Source organism: Nonomuraea sp. NPDC003707 (assembly GCF_053587055.1).
Genome location: NZ_JBSFNK010000007.1, coordinates 198,452 through 210,668 on the forward strand (window position 1 = coordinate 198,452; position 12,217 = coordinate 210,668).

Consider the following 12,217-nt stretch of genomic DNA (forward strand, 5'->3'; position numbering starts at 1 on the left):
ATGTGGAGGTCTGAGGCACGGTTCTGTACGGGCGCGCACGCCGGTGAGAGCCTGTGCCCATGACCGAACCGGCTCGGGCGCTGGCCGCCCGCATCGAGCGGTTCGAGCAGGCCGCGGATCCCGGCCTGATCTGGGATCCCGCGGCGCTGGTCGAGGCCGAGCAGGCGATGCGGGCGTGCGCGGGCGACCGCACCGACGCCGTCACCTGGCGCCTGATCGGCATGCTCCACCTGGCCCGTTACCGGCTGGACCAGCGGTTCACGCAGGACGCGGCGGTGGCGGGCACGTACTTCGCCGCCGTGGCCGTGGTCGATCCGGCGCGGCTCCCGGAGCGGCTGCGCGGCTCGAACGTGCCCCCCGGCGACTCGGCCGACACGTGGGCGGGGCTCGTCGAAGAGGTGTTCCAGCACGTGGACCCGTCGGCGTACCCGCACGTGGGGCTGCTGATCCACGCCCTCGTGCGGCGCGCCATGGCACAGCCGACGACGGAGGTGGCCGACCGGCTCGGCGAGCTGCTGTTGCGGCAGTCGACGGGCTCGCCCGACCCCGCGTGGGCGCCCGGCGCGCTGGCGCTGCTCGGTGACGGGCTGGTGCGGCTGTTCGGGGCCACGGGGGAGCTGGAGGTCGTCGACGACGCCGTGCACGTGCTGTTCAGGGCGGCGCTGGCGGAGCCGGCGCACGTGGACGAGCTGGGCACGGCGCTCGGGCTGGCGGCGTTCGGCGATGAAGAGCTGGCCGGGGCGTACGTGACGGCCGCGCAGGCGCCGCCGGCCGGCCAGGACCGGTCGCAGGCGCTGCTGGCGCTGGTGGAGCTCACGTGGGCGCGCTCGACCGGGTCGTACGCCGACCGCGACCTGCTGGCGTTCATCCGGGTCGGGCAGTGCGCGCTGGACTTCTGGCACGAGAAGTGGGCCCATCCCGGCGTGCTGGCGCCGTACGCGGCCGGGCTGGTCGAGTGGTTCGTCGTCACGGGGGACGAGCGCTCGCTCGAAGCCGGGACGGAGATGCTGGAGGCCCTGCACATCACGCCCGGCGAGAAGGCGCGCGGGCTCGGCGCCGACCCCGTCGTGCGGCTCGGGCTGCTGGGAGACCGCCGCTGGAACCGGTACGGCGTCACCGGCGACTCCGACGACCTGGAGACCGCCATCGAGGTCATGCGCGAGGCGGCCGGCCAGGCTCCGCGCGGGCACTCCGACCGCGCCAGGCTGCTCGCCAACCTGGCGAACGCGGTGCTCAGGCGGGCCGTCGTGACCGGCGGGGACCCCTCGGAGCCGATCGCGGCCGCGCGTGCCGCGCTCGCGGCCCACGGGGAGCGGGACCCGGCCAGGCCCAGGGTCCTGATGCTGCTGGGCCAGGCGCTCAAGCTCGACCTCGACGCCGGGCACGCCGACGAGGCGATCGCCGCGTTACGCGAGGCGCTGGCGGCCGGTGAGCGGCTGTCGCCGCGGGCGGAGGCGTACGGGCTCGTCTCGGAGGTGCTGCGCTGGCGGGCCGCGCGCTCGGGACGGGTTGAGGACCTGAACGAGGCGGTGTCGTCCGCGCGCCAGGGTCTGGAGGTGGCCGTGAAGTCCGCCCAGGACCCGGCGCCCGCGCAGCGGGTGCTGTGCGGGGCGCTGCTGGCGCGCTTCTCGGCGCAGGGCGACCCGGGGGACCTGGGGGAGGTGCTCGAACTCGCCAGGGAAGGGGACCCGGAGCTGCTGTCGCAGCTCGGCGCGGCCCTCGACGGGACGCCGGTGCCGGACGAGCGGCTCGCGGGGGTCGCGACCGAGCTGGCGCTGGCCACGCGGAACGACGAGGTCACGGTCGAGCTGCTGCGTTACGCCGAGCGGCAGGCCGAATCGCGCGGCGAGTTCCTGCTGGAGTCCGGGCTGCGGCTGGCCTCGCTCGGGCGGCTGCGGGTGGCCTGCGCCGTGCTGGGGCGTTCGGCGGAGGCGTTCGGCTCCGGCTTCGAGGAAGGGGCTCGGACGGCGTACGCGCTGGCCGAGCAGGGGCGGGCGTACCAGGAGCTGGGCGAGCTGGGTTCGGCGCTGGAGTCGTTCGCGCGGTCGGCGGCCGGCTACGGCTCGCTGGGCGAGGTCCGGGCCGAGGCGCTCCAGCTCGGCAGCATGGGCGTCGTGCTGCTCAGGGCCGGCGACCCCGTCCGCGCGCTCGAACACCACCACCGCGCCATCGCCCTGTGCGAGAGCGCCGGGCTGGCGGCGGAGGAGGCGGCCCAGCAGGGGCACGCGGCCGAGGCGTTCCTGGCCGCCGGCGACCCGGACGGCGCCGTGGCCTGCGCGGTCCAGGCCCGTGAGCTCTATCGGGAGCTGGGAGAGACCGTGCCGGCCGCCATGGCGCTCGTCCACGCCGCCCGGGCGGCCGTCGACCAGGACGACCTCACCGCGGCCGCGGAACGCATGGCCGCCTGCGCCATCGAGCTGGAGGCCGCCGGGGCGTGGGAGGACGCGTGCCGGGCGCTCGACGCGCACGCCGTCCTGCTGGTGGAGCGCGGTCACCCCGGGCAGGCCGCCGCCTGCGAGACCCGGCTGGTGGAGATCGTGCGGCGCAGGGGCGAGCGGCGCGAGCCCGCCGACGAGTGGTACCGCATCGCGGGGCGCCGCCGGGGCCGTGGGGACTCCGACGGTGCCCGGACGGCCTTCGGGCTGGCCGAGCGCGAGTACGAGTCGCTCGGCCACTATGACGGGGCCGCCTCGGCGCGCTACAACCTGGGCGCGCTCTCGTACGCGGAAGGGGATCCAGGGCGGGCGCTGGAGGAGTTCGGGGCGGCGGCGGAGGCGTTCGCCAGGCTGCGTGCCGCGGTCAAGGAGGCGTCCGCGCTGACCATGCGCGCCTCCTGCCTGACCGCCCTCGACCGCTACGACGACGCGCCGGCCGACCTGGAGCGGGCGCTGGAGCTGGCCGCCACGGAGGGGGACGCGGGGGCCGTCCTCGTCGCCGTGCTGGGGCGGGTGGCGCTGGACCTGCGGCTCGGCTCGTGGGACGAGGCGGCGGAACGGCTGAACTCGGCCCTGGGGCTGTCGGCCGGGGACCCGCTCAAGGAGGCGGTCGTCCGCGACCGGCTGGCCGCGCTGGCTGCCCGTACCGGGGACCTGGACGCGCAGGTGGAGGCGCTGGAGCTGGCGGTGGCCGGATTCCACGCCGGCGACCAGCCCCGGCTGGCGGCGCTCACCTCGATCAAGCTCGGCTTCGCGCTGGAGGAACGCGGCGAGTTCCGCCGCGCCCGAGCCGCCCTCGAAGCCGGCCTCGCCACCCTCACCCCACCACCCACGCCTTCCGACCGACCCGCGCCTTTCGACCGGCCCGCATCCTTCGACCCGCCCACACCCCTGGGCTCGGCGTCGTCCGGCGGCTCGGGGGAGCGCGGCGGCTCCGCGCAGTCCGGCGGAGCGTTTGAGCTCATCGCGGTCATGGGCGGGGGCCTGGACGCGGAGCTGCTGTCGCGCCTGGCCCGCATCCAGCTCACGCTCGGCGAGGCGACCCGCGGCCACGCGACCCTGAACCAGGCGATCAGAGCGGCGGACGGCGACCGGGCCGAACGGCTGGAGACCTGGCTCCGCATCGAGGAGGCGGAGGCCGCCGGCGACCTGGAGACCGCCCGAGCCCTCGCCGAGCAGACGCTCGCCGCGAACCCCGTCAACGGCCGCCCCCTCGCCTCCGACTACCACTCGTTCCTGCTGGTCAAGCTCTCCTCCTTCTGCCGGGCGCTGCGGGACCTGGAGGCCGCCCGCGCGTACGCCGCCCGAGGCTACGAGCTGCGCGACGCCCTCGTGATCGACCACCTGCGCAACCTCGGCGCGGCGGCCCGGGACCTGGGCCGCCCGGACGAGGCCGCCGGCCACCTCACCGAGGCCGTCGCCCTGGCCCGCGACTCGGACGCCGCGCTCCCCGCGGACCTCGTCCAGGCGCTCGACCTGCTCGGTCGCGTACGCGCCGACCAGGCCCGCTGGGCGGAGGCCGCACATGCCTTCGACGAGGGGCTGGAGCTGCTGTCCTCGCCGGTCTGGCGCGCGCTGCGGGCCCCGTTGCTGGCCGGACGGGGCGCGCTCCACCTCAAGCTGGGCGAGCTGGCCGAGGCCGAGGCCCTCTACCGGCAGTCCATCGCGATCGTGGAGGAAGCGGGTTCCCGGACGGACCTCGCCGACAGCTACGCCGACCTGAGCCTGGTCTGCGCGCTGCGGGACTCGACGGACCAGGCCAGGCTCTTCGCCGAGAGAGCCCTGGACATCGAACACGCCCGCGGCCGGACCCGTGGCGTGGTCCTGGCGCTCATCCTGCTCGCCCGCCTCGAGGACTCCTCCCGCGCCGAGGTCGACCTGGCGGAGGCCGCGGCCCTGGCCCAGGAGATCGGATATCGGGCAGGGGAAGCGCTCGCCCTCGGCCGCCTCGGCGCGCTGTACGTGGCCACCACCTCGTACGCCCGCGCCCACCGGCACCTGTCGGAGGCGATCGGCCTGCTGGAGGAGCTCGGACACGAGCTGGAGCTGGGGATCGCACTGCACAACCGCTCCGTCGCCGCCGAGCATCTGGGGGACCTGCCGAGCGCGCTCGCCGACGCCGAACGGGCCTGCGACCTGGGCCACGCCTCCGGCCGCGACCGCGCGATCCGGCTCGCGGTCCGCCTGGGCCGTGGGCTGGCCGCCTGGCGGCACCTGGAGCACGCCAAGTCCCACACCCTGACCACCCACCTCGGCCACCGCCACTGGCCAGGGCCGGCGGGGGAGGGTGGTGACCGCTGGTCCGGGCTGGCGGGGAGTGGGGCCGGCCATTCGTCCGAGCCAGTGGGCCGTTGGTCCGAGCCGGCACGTCAGGGTGAGGAGTCCTGGCCCTGGACGGTCGAGGACCGGCCGACCGCCGCCGACCTCAGCCATCGGCGCTGGCCCGTGCCCGACGGCGTGCCCGCCGAGCTCGTGGAGGCGGAGCGGCGCGGACTCGACACCACGCGGACGCTCAGGTCGGCCGCTGGGAACACCCGGGACCCGTCGGAAGCCGCGACGTTGCTCGGACGCGCCCGCACCGCCGAGGCCGAGGTGGCGGCGCTGTGGCGGCGGATGGAACCCCTCGCCCCCGACTACGTCGCCCTGCACCGGGACCCGCCGCTCGACCAGCTCCACCTCGACGCCCTCGTCACCCCAGAAGGCAGCCCAGGCAGCGGGATCGCCGTGGTCGGCTTCCACGTCGGCGAGGAGAGCGTGACGGTGCTCGCCCACCGCACCGGCTGGACCGAGCCGCGCGCCTTCCCCACCACCGTCGGCCACGACCTGCTGGCCGACTTCACCGCCACCACCGTCGGCCGCCGTCCCGCGCTGCTGGACATCGAGGCGCGCCGCCACCGCGCGGCCGTCTGGCGCCGCCTGGCCGACCTCCTGCTGTCAGACATCCTCGACGCGCTCGGCGACGACCTGGACCACCTCTACCTGGTCCCGCACGCCGAGCTGCACCGGGTCCCGCTCCACGCGCTGGCCCCGGACGGCCGCTCGCTCCTCGAACGCGCCCTCGTGACCTACGCCCCCTCCGTCGCCGCCCTGACCCGCCTCACCCGGCGGGGCCCCGCGACGGGTACCCGGTCGTTGGTGCTCGGGTACACCCCGCATCCCGAACCCGAGGGCGCGCTCGAAGCGGCGGCGCGGGACGCCGGCGCCCTGCTGGACGTCCCGCCCCACACCGGCCCGGCCGCCACCGCGACCCGGCTCCCCGGCATCTGGGACGTGGTGCAGCTGTCGTGCCCGGGCGTGTTCGACCCGGACGACCCGTTCGGCTCGGGCATCGGGCTCGCCGACGGCCTCCTGACCGGCAGGCGGCTCATGAGCATGGCCGTGGACGCCCGGCTCGTCGTCCTCGGCTCCCACGAACGCGACCCCGCGCCGGGCGGCGGCGATGACGTGGCCGCCCTGGCCCATGCGTTCCTCCACGCGGGCGCCGGGTCCGTGCTCCTCCCGCTCTGGCCGGTCTCCGACGAGGTCACCAGGGCCCTGATGCGCGACGTCCACACCAGGCTGCGCTCCGGCATGGGCCCGGCACGGGCGCTGCGGGAGGCCGTACTGGAGCTGCGCGACCTCTACGGCCCCGCCGAGCCCGACCTGTGGGCCCCGTACGTCCTGGTGGGCCTGCCCTCCTGACGAGCGGGCGAGCAGCCTCTACGGTGGTGGGACACAGCAGAACGCGAGGGGGACGATGGACAGCCGGCGGCCGATGCGTGCCGACGCGCGGCGCAACAGGGAGCGGATCCTCCAGACCGCCCGGGAGGCCTTCGCCACCGAGGGCCTGGCCGTGTCGCTCGACGAGATCGCGCGCCGGACCGGGGTCGGCCCAGGCACCGTCCACCGCCACTTCCCGGCCAAGGAGGCGCTGGTCGAGGCGGTGCTCGCCGACCGCCTCGGCGGGCTCGCCGAGCAGGCCCGCCAGGCCGTCCAGGCGGATCAGGGCGGGTCGGCGTTCTTCCCGTTCCTGCTCGGCCTGATCGGTGAGGCCCGCGCCAAGCAGGACCTCGCCGACGCGCTCGCCAGGGCGGAGGTCGATCTGTCGGAGCTCACCCAGCGACTCGTGTTGGACCTGCGCCGGGCCTTCGCCGAGTTGCTCGCGCGGGCCCAGGAGGCCGGCACCGTCCGGGCGGACGTGGACGCCGAGGACGTGCAGGCCGTCGTCCTCGCGGCGATCACCGCCGAGCGGCATCGCGCCGACCCCGAACGGCCGGGGCGTATCGCCGCTGTGGTGCTCGACTGCCTGCTGGTCGCGTAGGACCGGCTCAGTCGCCCAGCCACTTGGAGTCCGGCATGAGCGTGGCCGCGACCAGGTAGCCGAAGAAGCCGATGGCCAGGCCCACCGCGTACGCTCCGAAGACCTCGGGGGTGCCCACCAGCGCGGTCACCGCCCCGCCACCCACAGCGGCCAACACTGGAGCCAGCACCGCCGCGAGGTCGGACAGTCCTGCCGCGCCCTGCCTGCGGCGCAGCGTCCCGTACGTGATCCAGCCGATCACCAGCCCGAAGCAGATCGCGCCGAGCACGGCCATGCGAGGACCTCCTCGTGGTCAGCCGCCACCGTGTCGCGCGGCGGCGGCCCGTGGGTCTGATAGCCGTTCACGATCGCACGAGGCGCGCCCGCCTGGCTAGAGGTAGCTCCTGGTCGCGCTCACCAGATCGGGGGTGGCGTCGCGGGTGTCGAAGTAGAGGGCGGAATCGGGGGTGCGCTCGCGGACGTCGTGGTCGCGGATCGCGAACACGGCCGGGACCACCTCCACGTCGCCGTAACGGCCGGTGACGGCCTCGCCGATCGCCCGGCGTACGGCGCCGACCACGGCACGCGAGGTGTGGCCGGGACCGGAGGCGGCGAGATAGCCCAGCATGCCCGCGAAGCGCAGCTCCGCCTCGGCCGCCGGGCGCTGCTCGGGCAGCACGGGACGGTCCAGCCAGAACACCTTGCCCGCGAGGAACGCCTCGTAGTCGTCGCCCTCGTGGCGGAGCACGCGCGCCGTCTCGGCGAGCAACTCCCCGAACTCGGCCAGCTCCGACTCGGGCGGCAGATCCGTGGTGACGAACAGGGGCACGATCAGCGCGTCGAGCATTGGACTATCCCTCCGTGAGGAGGCTCATCGTAGGACCCGCGACCGACAATCCCGGGTCACGCCACTCTCCGTGGCGGTCTAGCGTTCGGTCCACTCGTCCTGTAACGCCGAGTGCACGATCGAGTCGCGCCACCCGTTCGGCGTGTGCACGTGGTGCCGGATGCGGCCTTCCTCGACCATCCCGGCGGTCAGCATGGCGAGCTGGGCGGGTAAGTTCGCCGGGGAGCGGGCGCCCCAGACGCGGTGCAGCCCGAGCTGCTTGAAGCCGAACGACAGTAACAAGCGCACGAGGTCCGTGCCGACCCCGCGTCCCCACTGGTCGGGGTGGAGGCCGAAGCCGATCTCGGCGCTGTGCGGGTGGTCGGCCTCGATGTGCAGGCGGGCCACCCCGATCACGTCGCGGCGGGCCGTGTCGACCACGGCCAGCACGTACAGGCGGCGTGGTTCGGTCGCGGCCGCCTCCTGGGCCTGGGCGACGAGCCCCGCCACCTCGGCCAGGCTGCGGGGCGCGAACGGCATGTGCTGCGTGGCCGTGGTGTCGCCGTAGACCGCGTGCAGCGCGGTCACGTCGGCCTCCGCGACGTCACGGAGGCCGAGCCGTTCGCCGTTGTACACCACCCGCCGCATTTGCAGACGGTAACGCGATTCCCGCGATCTCTACAAGCCCTTGTCAAGTGGCGAGTTGACTCCCGTAAGCCCGCGCCACAAGCTCGGCGACGGCGCTGTGCGCGCCGAGCGGCTCCGCGTGCCCGGCATTGATCGAGGCGGCGGCCTGCTCGACGATCCCCGTGGGGGACTCGTGGCCGATCATGCAGGGCGCGATGGCCAGGCGCTCGGCGCCCGCCGCGCGCAGCCGCTGGGCCGCCATCGCGATGCCCGGCTCGCTGTCGAGCGAGGCCGAGACGACCGGCAGCGTGAGCCTGGAGGCCAGGAGCACCGCCGTGGCCTGCACCGCGTGCACCGCGCGCTCCCCGCCCACCGTGGCCATGATGACGGCGTCCACGGGGCTGGAGACGTTCAGCAGCCGTACGCGGTCGGCCCTGGCCAGGCCGCGCTCGGCGAGCCTGATGTGCAGGGCCTCGGCCAGCAGCGGGTGCGGGCCGAGCGCCTCGGTGACGACGGCGCCGCTGCCGCTGGCCGCGACCGCCTTGCCGATCTCAGCCAGGACGACCGGATCGTCCCAGGTGAGCAGCGGCACGATGACGGCGTCGCGGCCGGAGGGCAGGGAGTCCGCCAGGTCGGTGACGCTCGTCAGCCGCACCTCGATCTGCGGGTGGTCGAGGCGTACCACGGTCGCGATCTCTTCGGCCACGCCGGCCGCCGCGCCGGGGGTGGCGAGCACGAGCATGGGGGCGTCCGGCGGCAGGGACGTGGGCACGGGACGGCGGTGGCGACCGCCGCCCGGCCGGGGGGAACGTTCACGTACAGGCAGGCTCACAGCCGCGCAGTTTATGCGTATTAGGTGGAGGTTGCTCTGTGAATAGGTGGCGATTCCGTCACAACCCAGACGCTGCGCGCAAAAAGAGTCAACCACATCTTGACTACCGCGACGGAACCACGACCGACTGGGGATTCCCGGGGGCGTACACCGTGATGCCTTGCGGCAGCGACTTGAGCTTCTCGATCTCCGCGCACGCCGGGCACTTGTCGTAACCGTCCTGCCTTGCCCGGTTCGCGTCCGCCTCCGCCTTGGCCTGGGCGACCTTCGCCTGCGCCTCGGAGACGGCCGCCGAGGCGGCCAGCGAGCGGTCCACGGCCTGCTGCACCTCGCCCGGCAGGGTCACCTTGGCCAGAGTGAAGCGCAGCCCGGTGAGGAAGTCGCCGCCGAGCGTGGCCGGCAGGTCGCGGGCCAGCGAGGCGTCGACCGCGTTCTGGACCTTGACGATGTTGGCGTTGCTGTCCTGCGCCTTGAGCGTGGAGCTCTCCAGCAGCGCGCAGGACGGCACGAGTTCGGCGCAGCGCATGGCCCCGATCTGGCCGCGCAGCGCGTTGTCGATCACGGGGCGGACCGCCTGGCCGAAGAACGCCGACCAGCCCTCGTCGCCGTCCCACGCGTAGAGCGAGCGGTCGTCCTGGGCGCGGAAGGTGCGGGTGCCGTACTTGTCGTCGAACGTCTTCAGCGTCTGATGGTCCAGGTTGAGCGTGAAGTAGAGGGTGCCCTCGATGCCGAGGTTCACCCCGTCGCTGCTGGGCACCGTCACCACGTCCACGCCGAGCGTCGTGGCCCGCTTGGGGTCGGCGGTGATCGTGTAGAAGCGCTGCTGCGCCGGGTAGAGGTGGGTGGACGACCACATGCCGGTCCAGGTCAGGCCGGAGCCGGGGTTGATCACCTGGCGTACCTGGTTGTCGTCGAGCGGGCCGCCGTCGCGGATGACGGCCACCTCGCCGCCGCCCGTGCTCTCCAAGCCCCCCAGGCCCCCGATGAGCAGGGGGACGGCGATGAGCGCGGCGACGACGATCAGGGCGATTCTCATCAGTACCCCTTCCGCGCGGGCGGCGTTGGCAGCCGCCGCCCGCGGCTTCTCGCGGCGTTTTCCGGCTGAGCTCAGGCGAAGGGTCCCACCTGGCCGGGCAGGGAGGCCTTGGCCTTGGGGCCGGGGTCGGGCTGCGCGGCCAGGTCGAGGTCGCGGGTCTCCGGGGCGATGGCCAGGCCCAGGGCCGTGACCGCCAGGGCGACCACCACGTAGATCGACACCGCGACCGTGGTCTGGTACGTGTCGAACAGGCTGAGGGCGATGATCGGGGCCAGGGCGCCGCCGACGATGCCCGCCACCTGATAGCCCATGGAGGCGCCGCTGTAGCGCAGCCGCGTGCTGAACAGCTCGGCGATGAAGGCCGCCTGCGGCCCGTACATGGCGGCGTGGGTGACCAGCGCGACCACGGCGGCCAGCGCGATCAGCGGGAACGATCTGGTGTCGAGCAGCGGGAAGAACGCGAACGCCCACACCGCCGCGCCCACCACGCCCGCGAAGTAGACCGGCCGCCGCCCGAACCGGTCCGACAGCGCGCCGGCCAGCGGGATCAGCACGAGCTGCAGCGCCGACCCGATCAGCACCGCGTTGAGCGCGTACGAACGCGGCAGCTTCAACACCGTGGTGAGGTAGACGATGATGTACGCGGTGAACGTGTAGAAGGCCACGTCCACCCCGATCCGCGCGGTGAAGGCGGACAGCAGGGCCCGCGGGTGCGTGTGCAGCACCTCCAGCAGCGGCATCTCCGCCTTGGCGCCCTGCTCCTTGACCTGGGCGAACAGCGGCGACTCGGTCACCCGCAGCCGCACCCACAGTCCCACGAACACCAGCACGCCCGACAGCAGGAACGGCACCCGCCAGCCCCACGACAGGAACGCCGCGTCGGACAGCGTGAACGACAGGAGCGTCAGCAGCCCGGTGGCCAGCACGTATCCGGCGGGCACGCCGACCTGCGGCCAGCTCGCGTTGAAGCCGCGCCGCCGCCCGTCGCCGTGCTCCAGCGACATGATCACCGCGCCGCCCCACTCGCCGCCGAGCCCCAGGCCCTGAACGAACCTGAGCACCGCCAGCAGGATCGGCGCGAGCACGCCCGCGCTCGCGTAGCCGGGCAGCACGCCGATGAGGAACGTCGAGACGCCCATCACCAGGAGCGTCACCACCAGCACGGTCTTGCGCCCCGCCCGGTCGCCGAAATGGCCGAACACGACGCCGCCGAGCGGCCGGGCGACGAACGCCACGGCGTTGGTGGTCAATGACGCCAGCGTCGCGTTGAACGGGTCGAGCGCGGGGAAGAACAGCTTGGGGAAGACCAGGGTCGCCGCCGTGGTGTAGAGGAAGAAGTCGTACCACTCCAGCGACGTTCCGATCAGGCTGGCGAGGATCACCCGCCGGGTCTGTTGCGCGGAGCCTGTCATTCGATCGCTCCTTGTTCGTCTAGGGGGTCCTCTTCAACATAAGAATCGTTGAACAATTCGACAAGAGGTTTGCTCCATGATTCGCTGTCAAATGTGGATAACGTGGTTGCCGATCTCGCTCAGGACCGCCCCAGGCTGGGCCGCAGCAGCACCGCGGAACGGGTGGCCGACATCCTGCGCGACCGCATCAGCGAGGGCTTCTTCCGTCCGGGGCAGCGGCTGTCGGAGGAGTCGATCTCGGAAGGGCTCGGCGTGTCGCGCAACACGCTGCGCGAGGCGTTCCGGCTGCTCGGCCACGAGCGGCTGCTCGACCACAAGCTCAACAGGGGCGTGTTCGTCCGGCTCCCGTCCGCCGAGGACGTCGCCGACCTCTACCGCGTGCGCCGCGTGCTCGAAGGGGCGGCCGTACGGCGCGGCCCGGCCCCCGAGGCGCTGGCCGTGATCAAGGAGGCCGTGCTCGACGCCGAGCGCGCCGCCGAGCAGGACGACTGGCAGGGCGTCGGCACCGCCAACATCCGCTTCCACCAGGCGCTGGTCTCGCTGAACGAGAGCCCCAGGATCGACGAGGCCATGCGCCAGCTCCTGGCCGAGCTGCGGCTGGTCTTCCACGTGATGGAGAACCCGCGGGCCTTCCACGAGCCGTTCGTCGACCGCAACCGGACCCTGCTCGGGCTCCTCGAGTCGGGGCGGCCCGAGAAGGCCGCCGCGTACCTCGACGACTATCTCGACCACGCCGAACGGCTGCTCATCGAGGCGTACACGCCGTAACG

At 73.8% G+C, this 12,217-nt stretch carries 9 protein-coding genes; 3 read left to right on the forward strand and 6 right to left on the reverse strand.

Annotation, left to right across the window (positions count from 1 at the left end; all coding sequences use genetic code 11):
* The first annotated feature begins 59 nt into the window (after positions 1 to 59).
* Together ACWDRB_RS20495 and ACWDRB_RS20500 are read left to right on the forward strand one after the other, a co-directional pair.
* Entirely contained in the window at positions 60 to 6,116 is a 6,057-nt protein-coding gene (locus tag ACWDRB_RS20495; protein WP_449895904.1) for a CHAT domain-containing protein, read from the forward strand.
* Between the two features lie 73 nt (positions 6,117 to 6,189).
* Positions 6,190 to 6,735, forward strand: coding sequence for a TetR/AcrR family transcriptional regulator (locus tag ACWDRB_RS20500; RefSeq protein WP_449895906.1), 546 nt, complete (start codon positions 6,190 to 6,192; stop codon positions 6,733 to 6,735).
* A 7-nt stretch (positions 6,736 to 6,742) separates the two neighbouring features.
* Here ACWDRB_RS20500 and ACWDRB_RS20505 read toward each other — a convergent pair whose 3' ends face one another.
* From ACWDRB_RS20505 to ACWDRB_RS20530, 6 genes are all read right to left on the reverse strand, one after another.
* Positions 6,743 to 7,009: a hypothetical protein gene (locus tag ACWDRB_RS20505; RefSeq protein WP_363972436.1), complete on the reverse strand. Its 267-nt coding sequence runs from the start codon at positions 7,007 to 7,009 to the stop codon at positions 6,743 to 6,745.
* Between the two features lie 96 nt (positions 7,010 to 7,105).
* On the reverse strand, positions 7,106 to 7,561 hold the full coding sequence (locus ACWDRB_RS20510; protein ID WP_449895908.1) for a hypothetical protein: 456 nt from the start codon (positions 7,559 to 7,561) through the stop codon (positions 7,106 to 7,108).
* A 78-nt stretch (positions 7,562 to 7,639) separates the two neighbouring features.
* Positions 7,640 to 8,188, reverse strand: a complete 549-nt coding sequence (locus ACWDRB_RS20515; protein WP_449895910.1) for a GNAT family N-acetyltransferase — start codon at positions 8,186 to 8,188, stop codon at positions 7,640 to 7,642.
* Between the two features lie 43 nt (positions 8,189 to 8,231).
* The gene (locus ACWDRB_RS20520) at positions 8,232 to 8,939 is read right to left on the reverse strand and encodes a sirohydrochlorin chelatase (RefSeq protein ID WP_449895912.1); all 708 of its coding nucleotides are present in this window, start codon (positions 8,937 to 8,939) and stop codon (positions 8,232 to 8,234) included.
* 163 nt (positions 8,940 to 9,102) lie between these two features.
* Entirely contained in the window at positions 9,103 to 10,035 is a 933-nt protein-coding gene (locus tag ACWDRB_RS20525) for an SPFH domain-containing protein (protein ID WP_449895914.1), read from the reverse strand.
* Between the two features lie 71 nt (positions 10,036 to 10,106).
* Positions 10,107 to 11,447: an MFS transporter gene (locus tag ACWDRB_RS20530; protein WP_449895916.1), complete on the reverse strand. Its 1,341-nt coding sequence runs from the start codon at positions 11,445 to 11,447 to the stop codon at positions 10,107 to 10,109.
* A gap of 93 nt (positions 11,448 to 11,540) precedes the next feature.
* Between ACWDRB_RS20530 and ACWDRB_RS20535 the strand changes: the two genes are divergently transcribed.
* Positions 11,541 to 12,215 carry a GntR family transcriptional regulator gene (locus ACWDRB_RS20535; RefSeq protein ID WP_350727020.1) on the forward strand — a complete coding sequence of 225 codons (675 nt, stop codon included), beginning with the start codon at positions 11,541 to 11,543 and terminating at the stop codon, positions 12,213 to 12,215.
* Positions 12,216 to 12,217: the final 2 nt, after the last annotated feature.

Bases quoted from the DNA above. Each gene is read 5' to 3' on its own strand.
- ACWDRB_RS20495 (WP_449895904.1), top strand. From the start codon at position 60: ATGACCGAACCGGCTCGGGCGCTGGCCGCCCGCATCGAGCGGTTCGAG.
- ACWDRB_RS20505 (WP_363972436.1), bottom strand. From the start codon at position 7,009: ATGGCCGTGCTCGGCGCGATCTGCTTCGGGCTGGTGATCGGCTGGATC.
- ACWDRB_RS20515 (WP_449895910.1), bottom strand. From the start codon at position 8,188: ATGCGGCGGGTGGTGTACAACGGCGAACGGCTCGGCCTCCGTGACGTC.
- ACWDRB_RS20530 (WP_449895916.1), bottom strand. From the start codon at position 11,447: ATGACAGGCTCCGCGCAACAGACCCGGCGGGTGATCCTCGCCAGCCTG.
- ACWDRB_RS20500 (WP_449895906.1), top strand. From the start codon at position 6,190: ATGCGTGCCGACGCGCGGCGCAACAGGGAGCGGATCCTCCAGACCGCC.
- ACWDRB_RS20510 (WP_449895908.1), bottom strand. From the start codon at position 7,561: ATGCTCGACGCGCTGATCGTGCCCCTGTTCGTCACCACGGATCTGCCG.
- ACWDRB_RS20525 (WP_449895914.1), bottom strand. From the start codon at position 10,035: ATGAGAATCGCCCTGATCGTCGTCGCCGCGCTCATCGCCGTCCCCCTG.